Origin of the sequence: Microcoleus sp. K5-D4 (assembly GCF_036704575.1) — a bacterium.
In the GTDB taxonomy this organism is placed as follows: Bacteria; Cyanobacteriota; Cyanobacteriia; order Cyanobacteriales; family Microcoleaceae; genus Microcoleus.
This window is the reverse complement of sequence record NZ_JAUBSD010000043.1, coordinates 1-19,934: the sequence shown is the minus strand read 5'-3', so window position 1 is coordinate 19,934 and position 19,934 is coordinate 1. Positions and strand designations below refer to the sequence as shown.

Genomic DNA, 19,934 nt, shown 5'->3' with positions numbered 1-19,934 from the left:
AAATATGTCACAATTTACTCGGACTTGGTGGGGCAATAAATTTATCGATGCGTTAGAAAGATTTACAGATTCGGGGCGACTCGGGCGGGGACGTGCCTATGCACGGAATGACAAGGTAAAAAGCTTTAAGATTAATGATGGCTTAGTGATGGCAGAAGTAAGGGGGTCGGTAAATCCTTATTTTGGGGTTTATAAGGAGCCACTCTACAAAACTAAAATTGAGTTTCAGGCGATTAGTCAGGCACAGTGGAAAGTGGCGATCGCCCAAATGGCATCAAAAGCCAGCTTCATTTCTCGGCTGCTGCTCAACGAAATGCCCGACAATATTGAAAAGGCTTTTGCACCCCTCGGATTGCACCTTTTACCCAGCAGCCGCGAGGACTTTAAGACTACTTGCTCTTGCCCAGACTATAGCAATCCCTGCAAACATATTGCCGGAGTTTATTATTTGGTGGCGGCCGAATTGGACAAAGATCCATTTTTACTGTTTGAATTACGGGGGCTTTCTAAGGAAGTGCTGCACCGCGAATTAGCAAAAACGCCTTTGGGCTTGGCGCTTTCTGCCGAGTTAACGGCGGATGCAGCGGCCCCTGCGGCGGTGGATTCCTATTACACGCGGGCGATCGCCAGTGAGGCGCAAACGGTCAGCCTGAAGGAGTTTTGGCATGGTGCGAAGCGATTGCCGCAGACGATTGAGGTGGCAGCGCAAAGTGGGGTAAGTGCGATCGTGGTGAAGAAACAGGGAGATTTTCCACAGTTTTGGCACAAGGATGGTTCGTTTATTGAGGCGATGGAAGAGCTGTATTTGCGGGTGAAGAAGAATAAGTAGTTGGGTGGACAATTTTGCTGCCATACTCGCTCGAGCTCTTGCAAAAACTTAAACTCGAAGACTTCATAGATTTGGTACAATAATCGTGCTCATCATATCAGCTTTACCAGCAACTAAAATCGTAAGATCGTTATTTGATGATTTTAGACTATAATTAAGTTAGTGCGACTGTTAAAAAAGTAGACTTTTTAGTTACAGCAAGCTTTGGCAATTTCAAATTAGAATCTAAAATTGACTGATGTTACCAAGAGAAGAACTGTTAAAAGGCATTGAAAACCGCGAATGTGTGGCGCGGGCGCTCGACCAAGCGGAACAAGCAATTAAAACTTGGGAAGTTACTCTGACTGATTTTCTGTCGCCTCCAGAATTGGCGGACACTCTGACGGTATTTAAGCGGTTAACAGATGTGGAATTAGTGGCTTGGGGCGGCTACCCGCAAGCTGAAAGACAAAGAATTGCGATCGCGCGATCGGATATCCCGATCGACTCTGGTAGCGTTAACGTTGCGGCCGTAGAAATCGCTGGCAATTTCTTGTTCGATACAGCTTCTCACCGCGACTTTTTGGGGGCGATGTTGGGTACGGGAATTGTCCGCGAGAAAACGGGCGATGTGATTGTTTTGGGAGAACGCGGCGCGCAAGCCATTGTCATGCCGGAGATGGTAGAGTATTTGGAGATGAGTTTGCAGCAAGTGCGATCGGTTCCTGTACAAACGCGCCGCATTGAGTTGAGCGAACTCAAAATTAGAGAACCCAAAAAGAAAGAAATGACCACGGTTGAAGCATCGATGAGATTGGATGCTGTCGCTTCGGCTGGATTCGCAATGTCTCGCAGCAAAATGGCCGATTTAATTGACAGCGGTGACGTGCGAGTTAACTGGAAAGACATTACTCAAGCTAGTTATAATGTCAAGTCGGGAGATTTAATTGCTGTTACGGGCAAGGGAAGATTGGAAATTGGAGAAGTTGCGGTTACTAAGAAGGAACGCTATCGAGTCCAGTTAACTCGATATTTGTAATTCTCGGAATTAGTAATTGGGAATTGGGAATTAGGAATTTTTCCCCTGTTCCTTTTTCCCAATCTCGGCTAAATGGGTTAAATCTCGTACACAATCTGTTGCCGAACTTTCCTAGAACCCACCTCGGTTAAATCCGTTAAATCCCGTAGATAGACTACTTCCTTGCCGAACTTCCTTCGTAATTAAGCTTTCGCCCGAAACACCTTTTCTACCGACTTCACCAAAAGTTCTCGCGGCATCAATCGAGGCATATTGGCGATGATTTGATTGGGAATTCCCCCTGTCACAACATTAGACTCATTTTTGTCTAAAGCTTTCAAAGCATCTCGCACTACTTCCGCCGCAGGAACGAGTTTTTGCCCGCTGCTGGATGCCATAGCTTTCGGAAATTCAGCTACTGCAAAAAAGTCCGATTCAGTCGGCCCTGGGCAAAGGCACAAAACGCCAATTCCTAAATCTTTGTTTTCCGCCCAAAGTGCCTCGCTGAAACTCTGAACAAAGGCTTTACTTGCTGCGTAAATTGATAAGTACGGCATGGGTTGAAAAGCTGCGATAGAAGCAACATTGATGATACTTCCCGAATTTCTTTGGCGCATTCCCTGCAAAAATAAGTGCGAAAGTTCTACTAATGCTACAATATTTAGTTGCACCATTGTTAGTTGTTTCGCAAGCGGGCGATCGGCAAAAACACCGTAATCCCCAAAACCCGCATTGTTCACCAACAAATCAACCGTCCAACCTTTTTTAACAACCGTCTCAAATACAGCAGTTCCAGCGCCCGGTGCGCTCAAATCTTGCACGATTACTTCTATCTGAACTTTGAATTCCTGTTGCAGTGTAGCAGCTAGCTGTTGCAATTTGTCTTCGGATCGAGCTACCAAGATTAGATTGTGCTGGCGTTTGGCTAATTCGGCGGCAAAGGCTGCACCAATTCCGCCAGAAGCACCGGTGATTAAAGCAGTCGGCATGAAATTAATTCGGATATTTGATGTGGGCTTTATATATTTTAACAATTATTTACACGGGAACCTGTAAAATAATTAAAAGGGAATAGGTGAGTTTTATGGCGCGTCTTACCGATCGAGCTTTTGAAATTTTGCGGGTCGAAGTTGACAAGTGCGCGGCGGCTGATAGTCTAGCCGGTGATGTCTACCGACGGATGGTAATCAAGCGGTTAGAGAAATTACGCTTGCAAAACGGCACTTTCGCCTCAATAGAAGAAATCCGCGATACATTCAAAGACGAATTTCCCAACTTCAGCGAACAAGCTCTCAAAGCAGCCGTCAAAGCCAACCGCCCGCCGGGATTGTTCGGTAAAATCATCTTTGCTGGGAGTTTGCTGGGAAGTGCGGCGGGGATAATTTGGCTGCTAAATCTACCTTTTCCGATGATTCGCTGGCCCGTAGCCAAAACAATGCCGATATTGTTGCTGCCGAGTTTTATGAGTATGGATCACAATTACCGGCAGGCGATCGCCCTTGTGGAACAATCCGATCAACTGGTGAATAAAGCCACTGCTGTCGCTGATTTTGACTTGGGCGAAATTAAAGCAAAAGAGGCGCAAAAACATCTCGACGCCTTACCGGTGTGGTTCCTCGGCTATTACCCAAAGAGGTACTGCTCTTTTTTCCGCTGCAGTTGGCGGTTTACATTCGATGAATTTGAAGCCGCCCGCAAAAATGTGGGGCGGATGGAGGCTCAGATTTTCCAGCAAAAAAATGCTTTTACTCAGTTAAATCAAGTCGAACAAACGCTAAAGGCCGCGAAACAGGAGTATCAAGATGCAAAAACTGCCGCCGACAGACAAAAAGCGACGGTAAATTGGCAAAGTGCGATCGACCAACTCAATCAAATTCCCGCCGAAACCCTCGCGGGAGAAACGGCTAAGAAAACATTCAAAGCAGCAGAAAGAGACTTTCAAGAAATGGGCGGCGTCGCCACCGGTTCTGTACGGGCTGACAACTTAATTGAAGCTGCCAAAGAATTTGCTCTCTCCGCCGCCGTCGCCTCCCAAAAACCTCCCCATCCCGCCGCACAGTGGGAGCAAATAGCAGAATTGTGGCAAGAAGGAATTAACCGACTAAAATTAATTTCAGTCGATAATCCGGGTTATCTCGACGCTCAAACTAAACTCGCTGAATATCAAAAAAATTTAGGAATTACCCAGATTAGACTGCAAGCAGAAAAAGATTCTACAACAGCTTTGCAAGCAGCTAAAAACTTGTTTGCCAACTTGCAAAATAATGTGAATTCTCAAAATCCAGGTTACTCCCTCAGCCAGTTGCAACAAATTATCAATCAATTAGAATCCGTCAAACCCGGCACAACGGTTTATCCCGAATCCCAAAAATGGCTGCAATCTGCTCGCAAGAAACAGCAAGAATGGCAAAAAAATTAGTCAGTTGTCAGTTGTCAGTTGTCAGTCAACGGTCAACCGTCAACCGTCAACTAACAAATTACCAAGTCGGGTCAACATACAGATTAATTGTCACTTGCTTTTTCCCCGAAGGGATGCCGGAAATACAAGCACAAATCGTATCTCCGCCATCAATTTCTACTTCGCAAGCGTGACAAGAACCCATGAGACAGCCGGTAGGAATAGAAACCCCTGCACGTTTAGCTACATCTAGCAAAAGCTCTCCAGGTTCAGCTTCAACTGTCACGTTATCTGGTAAAAAAGAAACTTTTGTCATTGAATTTGAACCTCAACTATAACAAACAATAATCAACAGTCAACAGTTAACAGTTAACAGTCAACAGTCAACAGTCAACTGTTAACTAATTAACCTAAAATATGCTTGATATCTAAATGCTTTTCCACGGTATCTGCTAGAGAGTCTAACAGAGTTTCTCGGTGTTCTCGGTAATTAGGAATACCTGTAGGCAAGGCGCGGAGTCCCCGCTGCTGCCGCAAGTGATTTAACCAAGCTCGCCGCCAAGCTCCGTTGTCAAAGATGCCGTGCAGGTATGTACCCCAAATTGATTGAGAAGTATTGACAATGCCTAAACTAGCATCGTCAAATAGCGGTTGAGTCAAATCTGACTCTAGGATTTGCGTTTTTCCTTGATGAATTTCGTAACCGGAAACTGGCAAACCCGGTTGAGGATAGTTAGATGTTACGATTCGTTGGCGGGCAATTTTGTTCGGTGCCATCGCAGTTTTCAAAGGCAGCAACCCCAATCCTGGAAATTCTCCCTTTTCTCCCTCAACCCCTTCTTTATCGGTGATACTTTGTCCCAGCATCTGAAAGCCGCCACAAACTCCCATGACTGTACCGCCAGCTACTAAATAATTTTGAATAGCTTTTGCCATACCTGTTTGGCGCAGCACTTGCAAATCGGAAATTGTAGTTTTAGAGCCTGGTAAAATCACGGCGTCTGGATGGCCTAACTGGTCTTTTGGGCTGACATATTTGACGCTGACGCTAGTTTCCGACTCTAACGGGTCAAAGTCGGTAAAATTGGAAATTCGGGGCAGGCGGATGACCGAAATATTGATGTCGGCTTGAGAATTGGGAGAACGCCGATCGAGCAAATCGAGAGAATCTTCTGAGGGAAACACTTCGTCTATCCAAGGAATCACCCCAACTACCGGGATTCCCGTCCTTTCTTCTAGCCAAGTCAGCCCCGGATCTAAGATCGATTTTTGTCCTCGGAACTTATTAATAATGAATCCTTTAATTAAAGCTCGTTCGTCGGGATCGAGCAATTCCAAAGTACCGATAATGTGAGCAAAAGCACCGCCCCGATCGATATCAACTACTAGCAAAGTTCGAGCTTTTAAATATTTAGCTACCCGCATATTTGTTAAATCGCGGTGTTTGAGATTAATCTCAGCAGGGCTGCCGGCTCCCTCACACACAATCATGTCAAATTCTTGCTTGAGAAATTCTAAAGATTCCCGAATAGCTTGCCAGCCGATATCGAAATACTGCTCGTAATATTGAGATGCTCGCACATTGGCGATCGCCCGACCCTTGACAATTAATTGAGAAGTCATGTCTCCTTGTGGCTTGAGCAAAATCGGATTCATTTCTACCCAAGGTGCGACGCCCGCAGCCCAAGCTTGCACTGCTTGAGCGTAACCAATCTCTCCGCCGGCCGCTGTGACATAGGAATTCAGTGCCATATTCTGACCTTTAAACGGAGTTACCCGCCAGCCTCGCCGAGAAAAGATTCGACACAAAGCTGCCACGAGTAAAGATTTCCCTGCGTGAGATGTTGTTCCCACGACCATAATTGCTTTCATAATATTAAGGGAGAAGGAAGTTCGGCAACGCGCAGTGTAAGGGATTTAATATCTATTCCGGTTACACCGTCCGTGATTGTTGATTGTTGACTGTTAACTGTTGACTCGGAGTCTAAAAACTAAATGGTTGAGTGTTAACTATTGACTCAATTTTATTATTCCGATGCAATCGGAAACCACATAACGGATTTAACGGATTTAACCGATCGATGTTGAGGACTGAAGTCAAGCGTGAAGGAAGAGGGCAGAAGTAAAAAGTAAGAAGGCAGAAGGCAGAATAAAAAAAATTCTGGTTTCTACCTTTTACTTTCTGCCTCAAGATGACGGCTGATCTTCGCCGGATACCTTCTCAGACTTGGATTCAGTGGCCGGTTTAGCAGTTTCGACTAGATTCGGATCGGGGTGATTCGGGGGACTCAATTCAGTTTTTTCTGCCTCAGAAGAGAGTTCTTCACCTGTAGATTCGATCGAGATCACTGATACTGAAACCGTTTCCACCTGCACGCTCAACCCAGGTTCTCCCGGTACTTCTATCTCTACAGGCTCTGCCATTTCCACCACAGTCATTTCTATCGATACTGCAGGGGCTTCTGCTTCCGGTACGCCTGCTGCTGCTTCCGGTTCACCAACCGCAGCCAGCGGTGTCTGGGTTTCCAGAGATACAGCAGGGGCTTCTGCTTCTAGTACGCCTGCTGCTGCTTCCGGTTCACCAACCGCAGCCAGCGGTGTCTGGATTTCAGCGGACGATCGATCTTCGATCGGAGTTTCCCCTATTTTGTCAGAACTCGCGGTTTCTGTTGCCATCAAAAATGCCATTGCTTCAACATCGTTGGGAAACGGCACTCCTGGGCTTGTTTCCACAACAGTGTTGCTACTTTCGGCTGCCACTTCCGCAGCCGCCTCGGCTAATTCGGATTCGAGAATCTGGTCAATACCCGGTGCAGGAGTTGCCGTTATTTGAGATTCAGGTGCGATCAATTCTGGAGTCACTGAGGGTTTTGGCGTCTGGGGACTTGCATCAGACTTGTTTTTACCCGCACCGAGTCCCAACATACCGCCGAGACTATTTTTGAAATTGCCGAACAGACTTGCGAAACCGCCGGATTTTTTAGCTGGTTTAGGAGGAGTAGTTGGGGCCGCCGTTGGGGCCGCCGCCGCTGCCGCCTGCGACTCTTTAACGGCTGTCCTCCATTCTGTTTCCTCGTCAAAATCATCGGCTTCTGGCTGCTGTTGAGGCTCTGGCTGAGCCTCTGCTGGCTCCACACTTGGTGCAACGGCTATTTCTGAAATTTCTAGAGGTAGAGGTGGAGGAGTGAAGCTGCTGGCTGCTGATTCTGTTAGGGGTTGTGAAGTCTCAGCAGCAGGAGTTTCGACTGAAAACACTGGTATTTCTGCAATTGCAGGTGGTTTCGAGTCGGGGATTTTCAAGTCAGGGGCGATCGCACTTTCTGCCGTTGCCTCGTAGAGCGCACTTTCAGCAATACTTTCAGCTATGGGGGAAATCGCCGGCTGTTCCTCTAGCTTTACCTCGCCCTTATCCAGAGTGGGTGCTGGAACCACATCAGTTTTCGGTTTGGGCGATCGAACAAACTTAGGTTTTTTCGCCGCTGCTGCTGGTTCTTTTTTCTTGGCAAACAAGCCAGCAAACGGCACGCCTGCTGCCGCCAAATTCGCCGACTGAGGAATCGGCGTTTGCTCAGCAACGGGCGTCACCTGCCGGCGCAAAGTCAGAGTTTCCCAGGCAAACCAGCCCAACATCGCCACGCCCGCCATTTGACCAAGCAGGAGAGCACCAGTAATTCGTCCCGCACAAGCCCATAAAATTAACGCATAAAAAAGCCCTACCCCGCTCCAGGTAAAATCACTTTTGCGGTGCACTTCTGGAAAAAAGAAGGCCGCCATGTAAATACTGAAGCTGCCTAGACCGACCGCCAACGCCAGAATGTATGCAAGCATCTTGTCGGTACCTCCGCTGTGTCAAATAACTTCTACGCGCTAATTCTACCTTTGAGAGAGACTCAACGGCTTCTTTCTCTAGGACAATTCTTGATTTGTAGGGAAGTTCGGCAACGAACCGATGTAAGGAATTTAACACGCTCAACGGATGTTGACGGTAGAAGTGCGATGAAAGATTTCCCACTCTCCCCCACTTCCCTAATGCCCATCACCCCCTATCCCCACACCCCCTATCCCCATCACCCCCTTCTCAGTGGTGATAGATGTCACTTAACTATGCCCGTGCGATCGCACCAAGCGACTGAGGATGTTTATATGTTGTAGGTGTAAGAGGAATTATGCCCTAGGGCGTATGTATGGGAGACAGTGCCATGTTAGAAAAACTATTATTAGCTGCCGGCTTAACCTTATCGCTTCACATATTTCCCGGACTAAGCACTTCGGCGCCGTTACCGAAAAATTTGGTATTGCGATCGAGCGATCGCCCGGCTCAAACCCAGAAACTTCCCATCGTTGCAGTACCTGCGGGCATCAAGCCGAATGTCCAATCCTAATGATACGTGCCAGATCATACGTGCAAGGGCGATCGGACTTAGGCAGAGCCTTTCTAATATTTTTTTCGAGGTGTTCTATTTTTTATGTGACTGTTCACAACTCATCAGTTTGTAGTAAGGGCTTTAGTCCTCATTAATATCACCTAATAAGGACTAAAGCCCTTACTACAAACCCTAGGCAAATAATTAGTAGCAGATAGAACATTAATTCCCATAACATACTAAACAAATCTCAACATTAGGTTGTGTCATAGACACATTCAAACCTTAAAAAACTTGGGAAACCTTGAGTAAAGGCTCAAAATAGATATATGATGTCAGATTGAGCTTAAAGCTAATAAGCACATTGACTATTAAATCAAGGAAAGTGAAAATGGGACTTAGTGATATTCTCTTGAATGAAAACCACAGAGAAACTTTTGTTGATGACTGTGTAAAGTTGATAGACCAACAAGTTGCAGCAGCGTCAGGATTGGGTGGTATGGCTCTTAAAGCTGCCTACTCTACTGTCAAGGGGATACGGGCTGACTATTGCGCCCAAGTTGTCGATCAACTTCTGCCAGAAATCTCGATCGCACTCGATCCGATGTGGACTGAAGCCGTAAACAATGGCAACCCAGTCGAATATTTTGCTCAAAGAAAAGGTGAAGTAGCAGACGAATTGCTCCAGATAAGTGACAAAAGGGTCGAGAAAAGCACAAGAGGGATGGTTAAAGGCGCCTATGCCAAACTCCGCCCCTCAGCTAAGACTTACGTAGAAAAGGGAGTACCGGATTTAGCCCAAATTATTAATAAACATAGTGCGGCCTGATAAGTGAGCAACGGCTAAAAAACAGGATACCCAGATACCCGGATTCTTCCAGAAATCGGGTATCTACAATCAGACTTATTCGTAAGTTTGCAGTTAGGAGAAAGAGTCCTAATTTTATGCTTATCCATTGCCAATTACCCACTGATTTGCAGCCAATATTTTCAACATCGCCTGTCCGGTAATTCCCAACCCCAAAAAGATTACAAACATCGCACTAATCGCGGGCAGAAATTTAACTGCTGTTATATGTTTTGGCAGTTTCTCAAAATTTTGTTTGGCATAAACTAAGATTAATCCGATCGCACTCAGCACTAAAGCCAATCCCAAACTAAACGCTACCACTAGCGTCATTCCCAAACCAACATTGCCCAAAGCCGACGCGCTCAACAGCATCACCAAAGCGGAAGGACAAGGCAACAAACCGCCGGAAATTCCCAACGCTAATAAGCTTTTCCAAGTAATAGCAGAACCGTCAGCACCGGGAGGCAAATGCGAGTGAATCCGGCCGTCTCCGTGATGGTGGTAGTGGTGAGATATATCTGGTTTTACAGGTTTAAATTCTCGCTCCCAGCTTCCTCTGCTCAAAAGATTTACTGGTTCTTCACATTCCGCAGTAAGGACTTTACTCCTTAAAAACCAGTTTTTATTAAAAATTTTAGTTTTGATTTTTTTGAGAACTTCAGTCCTCACTAGCAACCTAGTCTTAATTTTTGATAAGAGTAAGTTAAACCCGATTACGGCTACTAATAAACCAGAGATTAAACTCAGCCAAGGATCTAATTTTTCCGGGTCGATCAAGTTAGAAGCAAATAAAGTAATTCCGCCCACAGCAAACACGCCGGCAGTGTGAGTAATTGTAGTTGTTGCTGCTAGAAATAAAGCGTGTATCGGAGTAGCCCGCGAACCAACTAAATAAGCGCCGACTATGGTTTTTCCGTGTCCGGGCGACATCGCGTGCACGCATCCCCAAGCAAATGCTCCCGCTATTGCTAGTAAAAAACTCCAACCTGAATCCCAGATAGATTCCTTTCCTGCTAACAAAAAGTCGCGGTTTTGCGGCGTAAACACAAAGCTTTTTACAGCACCCGCTTGTACAATCGTAGCTTGGCAGCTAGCTGTCGGAACTTCGGGCAAAAACAGATTGTAATTAATCCGCAATTTCTCTGGTTTGGAGATGGAAATTGAGTCAGGTAAACCGGGGGTTTTATCTTGAGAAGGTGCGGGCCAGGTGTAGTCTAAAATTAAGGTGCTGTGGGTATTGGGCTGCTGGATAACACTGGCGCTTTTAGCTGCTATTTCTAGCGGTTTTACTGCTACGGAGCCTTGAATGTTGCTACTGTTGGTGAGGCGGATTTGTTGGCTAAAAAACTTTTCTAGCTGTGTTTGGTGGCTGCGAACTTCAGCAGGTTGTAGCTGGCTGTCTCGATTGTCGTCGGCGAAGTTTGTTAAGCCGGTTGGGAAAGTTAATGTTATTTCGGTTTGCAAATCGTTGACTACTATTTCTGCTACGGATAAGTCTGACCAGTGCGAGTAAACGGGTCGGGTTGAGGTTGTTAGTAACAATGAAAGTGTGAGAAAAAACAGGATAAATAATTGGCAAAGTCGGTTCATTTTGTACTGCATAAATCCCGGTTTTTTTAGTGCTATTCGGATGAATTATTTGTTTTTGTTGTGATTTTTCCAGCGCGCTTACTCGCAAGCCCGCCGGGGATTTCAATCCCCGTCTCATAGCGAAAGTCGGTTAAAACCGACTGAATAGCTAATCAAATTTAACAATTGTGCATTTCAGTCCTATGCAAGAGGACTTAAGCTTTGAGCCAGGGGTTTCAACCCCTGGCGGATTGACGGAATGGCGAACTTGGCAGGATGGCTGCTATTAGTTAATCTCAAAATTCATAACTTCCCAAGCCCAATGCTTGGCGAGATCGATCGTCAAAACTCGGGTCAATTTCCTTGGACTTTTGAAAATAAGCGCGAGATTCAGCATCCTTACCTAAATTCCGGGCGATCGCACCAGCCCGGTAAAACATCCCCGCATCCCGAATCCCCGATCGCACTATTTCCGCCATCACTCGATCGGCCTTTTGCCATTCCCCAGCGGCGGAAAGCGCCCAAGCCAAAGTATCCAGCGTCACCGCGTCCCGCCGAATTTTCACCTCCTCCTGCATTAACGCCAGCGCTTCCGTGACATCCTGCGATCGACCTTTTTCCAGCAGCAAACTTGCCAAATCCCTGCGGTGGCCAAAACCGCCCGATCCAGAAACCTGTTCCTGTCGCAGCCCTGCTTCTGCTTTTTCCCGAAGTCGCCGGGATTCGATCGCATCTCCCTGCAAATCCTTCACCCTCGCAATACCGCGATCGACAATGCGATCGAACACAGTCGCAACCCCGCCAGAATAGGCAGAAACCTTGCTGTAATAGCCTTCCGCCTCCCGATAATAGCCCTGCCGCGTCTCCAAATCCGCCAAATAAATCAGCGCCAGCGGGTATCGCGGCACCAACCGCAGCGCCTCCAAAAACAGCGCTTTCGCCTGCACAAACTGCCCGCGACGCGCGTAAAATCGACCCAAAAGCGATCGGGCCCGCGCCGAACCAGCAACCTCTCCCGGTTCCTCCGCAGCCATTGCTTGGCGGTAATCCTGCACAACCTCAGCATCTCTGCCCTGAGACTCTCTCACTAAAGCTCTCAAAGTGAGAGAACCCAAGTTAGGAATCCGGTTAACTAAGGCTTCTGCGGCTGCATTTGCCTCGCTCACTTTACCCATCGCTAAGTGAGATGTAACTGAAAGGGCGATCGCATCTTCATTGTCAGAACCCGCCTGTTTAGCAAAGCGCAAAGCAGTTGCAAAATCGTGTCTTGCCTCGGCAATTCGAGCTAAAACTAACAGCGCACCTTGGTTGTCAAAAGGCAAATCGGCGATCGACCTTTGAGCCGCCTGTTCTGCCAATAAAAACCAACCTCCCTCCCCTGTTGCGCGAGCCATTTTCAAATAAGATCCCGCCAGTGCCGCCCGGTTCAAACCGCTGCGGGAATCAACAGCTAGCCGCTGCTGGTAAAAAGCAATCTCTTGCTTAATTGCTTCCTTTTGATTCGGATTATTTCTCAAACTTTCCGAAAAATGATAGCGGTAATTAATATCGAGATTTTCGGGACTTTTGTTAGAAAACTTTTCTGAAAAAAAACGCAAATTAGGAGGTAAATTCACTACTACCATCCCAAATAAAGGAACCGCTATCAGAAGCCACCACGAGAAAAAATCCGATTTTATTTCCGGTTTAATTTTAGTTTTCATACATCCGCTTTAATCAGCGTTCATCTGCGGTTAAAAAAATAATTTTCCATCTGTCATTAATCACTAAACTATAACTAATGACAGATGACTAATGACTAATTAGGCAAAGCCAAATAAGGAAAATTCGGTTCTAAAGGTTTGTGTCCCTGAGCCGGATTTCCCGGAGTTCCGTTATATGAAACGTTATCGCCAACCGGAGAACCTACCAAAGCTCCCAGAGTGATATCAATAACGTCGTCCATCAGCATACGACCTCCGATCAAGCTTCCTTGAGCATTTGTAGCGCTAGCGTAGCCGCTGGTTTTTGTGGTATCGATCCGCATGACATCGGGCAAGAAAGCTCCGGCGATCGCATTTGGATCGACATTATCCCGACCGTCCAAAAGATCCACAGCATTCAGAGTAGCAACAGCTTCCTGCCGCACGGGAGCAGCAGCAGCGCTCAAATCCAATCTCGGAGGAATATTATTAAATGCTTCCAGATAAGCGGGAGAAACTATCAAACCCTCATTAATTGCAGGTCTCGCCAAACGCTCGAATTGTTTGAAACCGCCAGCTCCGTCTCTGATAGAAACAGTTGACCAAACATCAAAAGTATTCGCCCCAGTTCCTGCTTGCAAAAACGCTTTCGGAACGCGGACAGCAATTGTATTGACGTTGTAACCTTTAGTAAAGTCCACCGCTTGATTCGGTTGTTTAAAAGCAGTGCGCGGCCCTGTTCCCAAAGCTGTGGCGCGAACTCGGAAAAATTGTTCCACATCAAAGAAAAACGGGTCTTCCCGCAAGCCGGCAAATACAGTCAAGTTAGAACCGCCCACAGGTACTGTATTCAAAACAGCATTAGAATTCAGCGGAGTTGTGGCAATTAGCCCGCCGTTAACTGTAGTCTTAGCAACAGTCTCCGAGCCACCGCGAACAACAGTTACAGCTACCGCTTGCATACCTTGATTGTTAGGCGGACTGAAGGCAAACCGCAAGATAATATCCGAGCGTCCAGTAGGTGTAGAATTCACGTCACCTACCTGCGTGATGTGAAATTGGTAGAGGGCTGTAGTGCTGAAATAATATTGATAGCGAGCTACAGACCTGGGATTTGAATTCATGGTAAATACTAAATCCCCGTCCGCAGCACCGGAGTTTTGGTCTTTTTCGCGATATACGTACAGGTCAGTTAAATTTACAGCGCGACCTTTGATATCTACTTCGCCGTCGTCGTGGTCGGAAGCGACAATTATCCCTGGAGTTAATAGAGCAATTAGAGCTACTTCAATAGCTAGTATGGTTCGGCGAATTTTTTTTGTGAGATTCACAGTTAGCACCTGTATTTCAATGAAATTTTTGCACAAATCAATGGTAAATAACCCGCATTCGCGGGTTTTACTTTTGTAGCAACAGGTTTTAACCTGTCAACCTGTCGGGCTTTGGGGCTGTTGCTGAGCCTTCTCCTATTGGAGGTATACGAAGGTTTGGCAATTTTGGATCTATGCTGCCAGATTAATTTATGTAAAAAAGTGCGTTATTGAGCATTTACTCGTTCCCGGACTATGCTTGGGAACGCCTGCTTGGAGACACGGCTTCCCTCGATCTAGTGGAACCAGAGTATCGCTTATATGGGTTTCCATGCTCTGCTTGGGAGCTAGCAGACAAAGCTTAGGAATGAGTTAATGGTGCTGGTTTGACTGTTCAGGCTCCGGGCATTTATTCTTTGTGCATAAAGCGGATTGCTAAGTGTCAAAAAAATTACTAATCAGGTGGTAAAATTCAAGATAACTTGGGATTTTTACAATTCAAAGCACGACAAAATTAGCCGGAAAAGGCATACTCCAGCTTGTACCCCCAACTTCAAACTTACAATTATGTTCTGTAGTGATATACGCCGAATTGTTAATTTTGGATCTGTGCCGTCAAAACAAAAATTTTGGGTACACTGAAATGACAGGCCAGAAGTCAGGCGATGAATCGCTGCTTTTAGTGCAGATTGCCCGGAAAGACCAAACGGCATTAGCTAAACTTTACGATCGCTACGGTCGCCCAAGTTATGCTCTCGCTTACAAAATCCTGGGTTCGGTAGAAGAAGCTGAAGAAGTTGTACTCGATGTTTTTTCCCAAATTTGGCAAAAAGCAGCAACTTACGATCCTTCTCGCAGTCGAGCAGATACCTGGTTGTTCATGCTTACCCGCAGTCGTTCCCTCGATCGCCTGCGAGCGATCCAGCGAACAGTCCGGGCGGCTGAAGCTTGTCTGGAAGATGCTAAAGTACCCATCTCTAGCGTTGCAGAACCGATGGAAGATGCAATGTTTAAAGAACGCAGGGAACAAGTCAAAGCAGCCTTAGAAAAACTGCCAAAGGAACAGCAAGAGGCGATCGAACTAGCCTACTACCAAGGATTGACTTGCGCGGCGATCTCAACTAAAACTGGTATCCCGACAGGTACAATCAAAACCAGAATTCGGTTGGGTATTTCCAAATTGCGTCAAGCTTTGAGCGAAGAATTTTAGAGAGTCAAAAAACAAAATTTAAGTTGTTGAACATCAATCTAAAATTATGGCATCTCCAATCATCCATCTTGAGTGCGAGGGCAGTAGACAAATCTGAAATTTAAAATCAACCTAGGCTGAATTAAAATTAATCGCGGAAAACAGATGGAAATGATGCCAGACGAGGAATATAACATCCTTGCAGCCCTTCAAGCTCTCGATATCCTCGACGAGTCAGAACGTGGCGCATTTGCAGAGAAATTGAAAGAGTCCGCACAAATTAAAAGTGAATTAGCTACTTTGGAAGCAACAATTGCCGCGATCGCCTACACAGCCCCCCCAGTTCCCGTCGCACCCGACCTCAAAAACCGCCTGTTCCAGCGCATAGCAGAACGGCCGCCAACCCCGGTAGAATCAGTCAATTTAAAGCCAATTGTTACTTGCCCAACAGAGAACAATACTCCATCTTTAATAGTGCGATCGCACGATGTCAAATGGAAATCTTATGGAGTTCCGGGAGTCTCGTTTGGCAAGCTTTATATTGACAAAAAAAAGCGCGAAATTACCTGCTTGATGCGACTAGAACCGGGAGCAACATTTCCCCTGCACCGACACGCTGCCTCGGAGGAAGTTTTTGTATTAGAAGGAGACTTAATTGTAGAAGGGGAAATTTGCCATCACGGCGACTACATTCGATCGGTTCCCGGTTCCACACATTCGCCCCTCACACGAGGGGGATGTTTGCTGTTAATGAAAACTTCGCTAGACAACGAAATGTTCGTATGATATTATGTCGGTTGATTTTCCTGCAATGATTTCTTGTCGGTTAGTCGGGGCTGGTTTATGTATGCCAATTTTTAGTAGAAATTAGAGAGTGTTGGTGAAACTAGCTTTTCCAAGTATTTCGTCGGTTAATTTCCCTGACTCGCTCTAACTCAAGAACGCCATATTGCTCCGCATTATGCGGTTAAAAATCCCAAGTATATCACGTAATTACCATGCTAAATTACTCGCGTTTAACTGCTTTTCTGTCCGCGGTTATTATACAATTTGTACCCAGCAACCAAAGCGCGATCGCCCAAGAACGCGAAGGATGTTTTCTTGTTAATTCAGTGGGAGAAGTAATTAACTTAAATTTGTTGTGTTCGCCTCAAGAAGCAGACATTAAGCTGACAGGAAACGATGGCAAATTTCTCGAAGACTACAAACGCTTAGCAAAAAGCTACTCTCCCGAAGCCACGGATAATTTACTGCAAGCAATCCAAAGGGCGCCCGGTCAAAAAATTGCGGCCGCTAAAAGAATGTGTGCGGAAGCAAAAGCGGGAGTTTCTCTGCCGGAAGTTAAATTAAGAGCGATCGGGCAAGCTGTCAGTATCGAAAATCCCACTGTCAAAGAAAGTTTTCTGGCGGATGCCGATATTATTACCACTCTTGCCGCCAACCATTATTGCCCGGAGTTAGCCAGTAAGTAATATCATGAAATTTGGAGAGACACGCTAAGCGAGCATCTCAGTTTTGCTTTTACTATCCGTGTGCGATCGTCCCCCTCCCACTCGTAAAAAATACTTGTTACAAAACTGAGATGTTCCCCACGGTAATGCCGCGTCTCTAGTTGCAGTTACAATATTAATTGTCCTCTTGTCGCGCAACGATCCATGAAATTACCAGACATGAGATGAAACATTTAAAATCAAGTTCCGCCGACTTGCGGGATTTATTCAAAGACAGCATTACAGTTAAATATCTCGCGGAACCGCTGAAATCTGTCCCCGCTTGCGATGATGCAGCCAAATTGCGATCGTGGATGGAAGCCCGCGATTTTGACGTGCTCGGTATTGAAGAAAAGGGCACGGTTTGCGGCTATGTAGAACGATCGCACTTAGGTAAAGGCAAGTGCAGTGACTACCAGCAAATTTTTCACCCCTCACAATTAATCGCCGCTTCGACTCCTTTGATGGAATTGCTGCCGCTGCTGCGAGAAAAACCGAGATTATTTGTATTAGAAAGCAACAGGATCAACGGTATCGTTACCTGTGGCGATTTGCAAAAAGCACCGGTGCGGATGCTGCTGTTTGGATTGGTGACGCTTCTGGAAATGAATTTATTGCGGATCGTGCGGATTTACTTTCCCCAGGATTCTTGGCAAAAATTGCTTAAGGGCGATCGCATTTTAGCAGCAAAACACCTGTGGGAATTGGGGCGATCGCGAAATGAAGCAATTGACTTAATCGATTACCTGCAATTCTGCGACAAGCGAGATTTAATCCTGACTTCTGCTGAAATAGTCGATCGGTTGGGGCTCAAATCCAAACGCTACGGGGAGCGTTTTTTAAAGTCAGCAGAAGCATTGAGAAACAAATTAGCTCACGCTCAAGATTTAATTAACGGTTCTTCTTGGCCGGAAGTAATTTTTTTAGCTCAGGAAATAGAAGCGCTTTTGCAGCGTTGCGAAGAAATTGAAATGGCCACACCTAATAAAGCTGAGAGCATTTAAAAAATCAGAAAGGTTCGAGACTAAGGAATGAAAAATCAACAACTTGCACAATTAAACCCCAGAAGCCTTGATCCAAGGGAAACTATTGCTCTATTAGTCACCTTCTTTATTTTTCATTACTTAGCAATTAGGAAGCTAATTTAACGGTAAATTCCGAAAAATTCAGTAAAAACGATCTGCAACTTTTCCAGAACTCCGACTTCAAGAGAGTGCCGACTTCTTTAAGCAGTCGGCACTATATATATTAATCTCTCTTACGAGCAACAATGTGAAAAATATGCCAGTGTTTTTCCTCGCCTAGCGCCGTTACTCCAGGATGTTCTTCTTCGTCAAACCACTCAATCTCAAAGGACTTTAGCAGCACTTGAATTTGTTCGCGAGTATGATGAGTGCGATCGGGATAAACAGCCCATGAGTCGCGATCGCCAAACAATTGACCGCAGAAATATCCTCCTGGATTTAGCGATGTCACGATCGTTTCCCAAAGATGGGGGAAATCGGCGGGCTGACAAAAAGGAAGGCAAAAACTGGCATTGATTAGATCGATCAATTGAGGCAAAGTTAAGGTTTCAAAACGCATCAATTGAGTTTGCAGCAGATCGCGTTGAATCGGACGATCCAGCAGGCGATCGAAGGCATTTTGTTCCCTGTCAATCGCTAAAACCCGCCAGCCTCGACGCAGGAGTTCCACCGTATCTCGTCCATCGCCACAGCCTAAATCTACAGCGAATCGAGGACGATCGAGCAACGGTTCCGTGTCAAAAATTGACAAGGCTTTCAGCAAAGTTTCATGCGGCGGGCGACCTTCCACCGCTTGATAGTAAGTCACCCAATTCTGTTTCATCTTCTTCTTCCTCCTCTACAAATTTCCCCTCTTCTTCTGGCTCTTAATTTTTAATTTTTAACTGCCGATTAGTATACTGAGGAACCCACCCTTGAGCAGTTGTGTAATACTGCAAGGCTTTCAAGTACAGCGACGGAGTGAGATAAAACCAATGTTCGGTATTGGCAGGCACTTTAATATATTCTTCAGCTTGCAGCATTAGTTGTACCTGAGAGCCGTTAGAATACACAAACCCAAAAACGCATTCCCCAGCTAAAATGTGAAGAACTTCTGCATCTGTGTGGGTATGAGTGCGATGGCTTTGAGTCATCAGCGCGTAAATCTGCTGCGAACCTGGATGCAGCACTTTTAAGTCGCGCCACCGATATCCGCTGGCGCGCTTGAACTGTTCAAACTCGCTATTAAATGCTGCGAGAATCTGCTGTTTTTCTGTAACATTGAGAATGTCTTGAACGAGCAGTTCTTGAAACGCCGGATTTTCGTTTGTGGGCAGGGAATCGATCTCAATATTTAAAACTGCCAGTTGACTCGCGATCGCCCGGATATCCGTATATGTTCTACCGTCTTCTAGTTGCAGAACAGCCATATTACCACCTAATGTGTTGAGCTTTGAGGGAAATTTAGTTTCCATTTTTTAAGCTGCTGTTTTAAGCTTTCGTCAAAAACTAAACTCCTGCTTATTTTCAATAATAGCCGATCGCTAAAATTCCATCTCCTGCCTCGCCCATCATCAAAGCAATACCACCCATCAAATAATTTTGGGGGTTTTTTAACTTTTATTTAATAACATTTACTGGAGTTAATGTAAGGTGGGCCATAAGCACCGCACAGCTTAACTAAAAACTCACAACTTTCAACTAAAACAGCAGGAGTCCCGCAATCTAACGGTACTTCGTTGAGTGACGGGAGGAATGCGCGTGAGGCGTACCCGCTGAACAAATTATCTCTAAACGCAACAGAATTTCTTCAATAAGTGATACCATCCTGTCATGAAACAAGTCCTGACAGTATCTTGCAAGCTCCAAGTAACACCTGAGCAGTCCATCAAAATTGATGCAACCCTTCAGGCGTTCGCGAATGCTTGTGAATATGTGAATCAAACTGTGTCGCCCACCTTGACAAATGAACTGGCGATGCAATCCTTGATATATCACGATGTCAGAGATATGTTTGGACTTTCGGCGCAGTTGGCAATCCATGCTATTAGACGGGTTTCTGGTAACAGAAAAACAGCCAAAAAAGATGGGAAGTCGGTTAACAAATTTGCTCCTACTAGCGTCACTTACGATGCCCGTATCTTTTCTTTCAGGGAAAAAGATTGGACAGTAAGTGGGAGCATCCCAGTTTTGCAATGAGTATAAATACTGAGATAATTGCCTTGCCAAGTTGATGGCATAATAGAAAGCAA

The 19,934-nt window shown here is 45.8% G+C and carries 20 protein-coding genes; 11 read left to right on the top strand and 9 right to left on the bottom strand.

The genetic code is table 11. The annotated features are described in order from the left end of the window. Positions 1 to 4: 4 nt before the first annotated feature. Positions 5 to 829, top strand: coding sequence for an SWIM zinc finger family protein (locus QUA77_RS15250; protein ID WP_333450950.1), 825 nt, complete (start codon positions 5 to 7; stop codon positions 827 to 829). 238 nt (positions 830 to 1,067) lie between these two features. Further along, positions 1,068 to 1,847 (top strand): photosystem II S4 domain protein, encoded by a 780-nt coding sequence (locus QUA77_RS15245; RefSeq protein ID WP_333040296.1) that lies wholly within the window; start codon positions 1,068 to 1,070, stop codon positions 1,845 to 1,847. Positions 1,848 to 2,029: 182 nt separating this feature from the next. On the opposite strand, the gene QUA77_RS15240 is transcribed toward QUA77_RS15245, so the two are convergent. Further along, the gene (locus QUA77_RS15240) at positions 2,030 to 2,815 is read right to left on the bottom strand and encodes an SDR family oxidoreductase (protein WP_333040294.1); all 786 of its coding nucleotides are present in this window, start codon (positions 2,813 to 2,815) and stop codon (positions 2,030 to 2,032) included. Positions 2,816 to 2,910: 95 nt separating this feature from the next. On the opposite strand from QUA77_RS15240, the gene QUA77_RS15235 reads away from it, so the two are divergent. Beyond that, positions 2,911 to 4,245: a hypothetical protein gene (locus QUA77_RS15235; protein WP_333450948.1), complete on the top strand. Its 1,335-nt coding sequence runs from the start codon at positions 2,911 to 2,913 to the stop codon at positions 4,243 to 4,245. Between the two features lie 58 nt (positions 4,246 to 4,303). On the opposite strand, the gene QUA77_RS15230 is transcribed toward QUA77_RS15235, so the two are convergent. The 3 genes from QUA77_RS15230 to QUA77_RS15220 form a co-directional block, all read right to left on the bottom strand. Then, complete coding sequence (locus tag QUA77_RS15230) at positions 4,304 to 4,540, bottom strand: 2Fe-2S iron-sulfur cluster binding domain-containing protein (protein WP_333040291.1); 237 nt, start codon at positions 4,538 to 4,540, stop codon at positions 4,304 to 4,306. An 89-nt stretch (positions 4,541 to 4,629) separates the two neighbouring features. Further along, a complete protein-coding gene (gene cobQ / locus QUA77_RS15225; protein ID WP_333450945.1) occupies positions 4,630 to 6,096 on the bottom strand; it encodes a cobyric acid synthase CobQ in 1,467 nt (488 codons plus the stop codon). Between the two features lie 315 nt (positions 6,097 to 6,411). Next, positions 6,412 to 8,052, bottom strand: a complete 1,641-nt coding sequence (locus QUA77_RS15220) for a Ycf66 family protein (protein ID WP_333450943.1) — start codon at positions 8,050 to 8,052, stop codon at positions 6,412 to 6,414. 18 nt (positions 8,053 to 8,070) lie between these two features. On the opposite strand from QUA77_RS15220, the gene QUA77_RS15215 reads away from it, so the two are divergent. From QUA77_RS15215 to QUA77_RS15205, 3 genes are all read left to right on the top strand, one after another. Next, positions 8,071 to 8,376, top strand: coding sequence for a hypothetical protein (locus tag QUA77_RS15215; RefSeq protein ID WP_333450941.1), 306 nt, complete (start codon positions 8,071 to 8,073; stop codon positions 8,374 to 8,376). 47 nt (positions 8,377 to 8,423) lie between these two features. Continuing rightward, a complete protein-coding gene (locus tag QUA77_RS15210) occupies positions 8,424 to 8,606 on the top strand; it encodes a hypothetical protein (protein ID WP_333450939.1) in 183 nt (60 codons plus the stop codon). Between the two features lie 373 nt (positions 8,607 to 8,979). Then, positions 8,980 to 9,417, top strand: coding sequence for a DUF6918 family protein (locus QUA77_RS15205; protein WP_333040283.1), 438 nt, complete (start codon positions 8,980 to 8,982; stop codon positions 9,415 to 9,417). 120 nt (positions 9,418 to 9,537) lie between these two features. Here QUA77_RS15205 and QUA77_RS15200 read toward each other — a convergent pair whose 3' ends face one another. The 3 genes from QUA77_RS15200 to QUA77_RS15190 form a co-directional block, all read right to left on the bottom strand. Beyond that, entirely contained in the window at positions 9,538 to 11,040 is a 1,503-nt protein-coding gene (locus QUA77_RS15200; RefSeq protein ID WP_333450936.1) for a HoxN/HupN/NixA family nickel/cobalt transporter, read from the bottom strand. Between the two features lie 263 nt (positions 11,041 to 11,303). Then, positions 11,304 to 12,710 carry a hypothetical protein gene (locus QUA77_RS15195; RefSeq protein ID WP_333450935.1) on the bottom strand — a complete coding sequence of 469 codons (1,407 nt, stop codon included), beginning with the start codon at positions 12,708 to 12,710 and terminating at the stop codon, positions 11,304 to 11,306. Between the two features lie 95 nt (positions 12,711 to 12,805). Continuing rightward, positions 12,806 to 14,020, bottom strand: a complete 1,215-nt coding sequence (locus QUA77_RS15190) for a DUF4331 domain-containing protein (protein WP_333450933.1) — start codon at positions 14,018 to 14,020, stop codon at positions 12,806 to 12,808. 622 nt (positions 14,021 to 14,642) lie between these two features. On the opposite strand from QUA77_RS15190, the gene QUA77_RS15185 reads away from it, so the two are divergent. From QUA77_RS15185 to QUA77_RS15170, 4 genes are all read left to right on the top strand, one after another. Next, positions 14,643 to 15,209 (top strand): sigma-70 family RNA polymerase sigma factor, encoded by a 567-nt coding sequence (locus QUA77_RS15185; protein ID WP_333073069.1) that lies wholly within the window; start codon positions 14,643 to 14,645, stop codon positions 15,207 to 15,209. 144 nt (positions 15,210 to 15,353) lie between these two features. After that, the gene (locus QUA77_RS15180; RefSeq protein ID WP_333206410.1) at positions 15,354 to 15,974 is read left to right on the top strand and encodes a cupin domain-containing protein; all 621 of its coding nucleotides are present in this window, start codon (positions 15,354 to 15,356) and stop codon (positions 15,972 to 15,974) included. Positions 15,975 to 16,186: 212 nt separating this feature from the next. Then, complete coding sequence (locus QUA77_RS15175; RefSeq protein ID WP_333450931.1) at positions 16,187 to 16,660, top strand: DUF732 domain-containing protein; 474 nt, start codon at positions 16,187 to 16,189, stop codon at positions 16,658 to 16,660. Positions 16,661 to 16,863: 203 nt separating this feature from the next. After that, positions 16,864 to 17,682 (top strand): hypothetical protein, encoded by an 819-nt coding sequence (locus tag QUA77_RS15170; protein WP_333450929.1) that lies wholly within the window; start codon positions 16,864 to 16,866, stop codon positions 17,680 to 17,682. Between the two features lie 244 nt (positions 17,683 to 17,926). Here QUA77_RS15170 and QUA77_RS15165 read toward each other — a convergent pair whose 3' ends face one another. Then, positions 17,927 to 18,526 carry a class I SAM-dependent methyltransferase gene (locus QUA77_RS15165; RefSeq protein WP_333450927.1) on the bottom strand — a complete coding sequence of 200 codons (600 nt, stop codon included), beginning with the start codon at positions 18,524 to 18,526 and terminating at the stop codon, positions 17,927 to 17,929. 43 nt (positions 18,527 to 18,569) lie between these two features. Further along, positions 18,570 to 19,157, bottom strand: a complete 588-nt coding sequence (locus tag QUA77_RS15160) for an acireductone dioxygenase (RefSeq protein WP_333450925.1) — start codon at positions 19,155 to 19,157, stop codon at positions 18,570 to 18,572. 358 nt (positions 19,158 to 19,515) lie between these two features. Here QUA77_RS15160 and QUA77_RS15155 point away from each other — a divergent pair, with 358 nt between their 5' ends. After that, positions 19,516 to 19,881, top strand: a complete 366-nt coding sequence (locus QUA77_RS15155; protein ID WP_333450923.1) for a hypothetical protein — start codon at positions 19,516 to 19,518, stop codon at positions 19,879 to 19,881. The last annotated feature ends 53 nt before the right edge of the window (positions 19,882 to 19,934 follow it).

Bases quoted from the DNA above. Each gene is read 5' to 3' on its own strand.
- QUA77_RS15250 (WP_333450950.1), top strand. From the start codon at position 5: ATGTCACAATTTACTCGGACTTGGTGGGGCAATAAATTTATCGATGCG.
- QUA77_RS15245 (WP_333040296.1), top strand. From the start codon at position 1,068: ATGTTACCAAGAGAAGAACTGTTAAAAGGCATTGAAAACCGCGAATGT.
- QUA77_RS15240 (WP_333040294.1), bottom strand. From the start codon at position 2,815: ATGCCGACTGCTTTAATCACCGGTGCTTCTGGCGGAATTGGTGCAGCC.
- QUA77_RS15235 (WP_333450948.1), top strand. From the start codon at position 2,911: ATGGCGCGTCTTACCGATCGAGCTTTTGAAATTTTGCGGGTCGAAGTT.
- QUA77_RS15230 (WP_333040291.1), bottom strand. From the start codon at position 4,540: ATGACAAAAGTTTCTTTTTTACCAGATAACGTGACAGTTGAAGCTGAA.
- cobQ (WP_333450945.1), bottom strand. From the start codon at position 6,096: ATGAAAGCAATTATGGTCGTGGGAACAACATCTCACGCAGGGAAATCT.
- QUA77_RS15220 (WP_333450943.1), bottom strand. From the start codon at position 8,052: ATGCTTGCATACATTCTGGCGTTGGCGGTCGGTCTAGGCAGCTTCAGT.
- QUA77_RS15210 (WP_333450939.1), top strand. From the start codon at position 8,424: ATGTTAGAAAAACTATTATTAGCTGCCGGCTTAACCTTATCGCTTCAC.
- QUA77_RS15205 (WP_333040283.1), top strand. From the start codon at position 8,980: ATGGGACTTAGTGATATTCTCTTGAATGAAAACCACAGAGAAACTTTT.
- QUA77_RS15200 (WP_333450936.1), bottom strand. From the start codon at position 11,040: ATGCAGTACAAAATGAACCGACTTTGCCAATTATTTATCCTGTTTTTT.
- QUA77_RS15195 (WP_333450935.1), bottom strand. From the start codon at position 12,710: ATGAAAACTAAAATTAAACCGGAAATAAAATCGGATTTTTTCTCGTGG.
- QUA77_RS15185 (WP_333073069.1), top strand. From the start codon at position 14,643: ATGACAGGCCAGAAGTCAGGCGATGAATCGCTGCTTTTAGTGCAGATT.
- QUA77_RS15180 (WP_333206410.1), top strand. From the start codon at position 15,354: ATGGAAATGATGCCAGACGAGGAATATAACATCCTTGCAGCCCTTCAA.
- QUA77_RS15175 (WP_333450931.1), top strand. From the start codon at position 16,187: ATGCTAAATTACTCGCGTTTAACTGCTTTTCTGTCCGCGGTTATTATA.
- QUA77_RS15170 (WP_333450929.1), top strand. From the start codon at position 16,864: ATGAAACATTTAAAATCAAGTTCCGCCGACTTGCGGGATTTATTCAAA.
- QUA77_RS15165 (WP_333450927.1), bottom strand. From the start codon at position 18,526: ATGAAACAGAATTGGGTGACTTACTATCAAGCGGTGGAAGGTCGCCCG.
- QUA77_RS15160 (WP_333450925.1), bottom strand. From the start codon at position 19,157: ATGGAAACTAAATTTCCCTCAAAGCTCAACACATTAGGTGGTAATATG.
- QUA77_RS15155 (WP_333450923.1), top strand. From the start codon at position 19,516: ATGAAACAAGTCCTGACAGTATCTTGCAAGCTCCAAGTAACACCTGAG.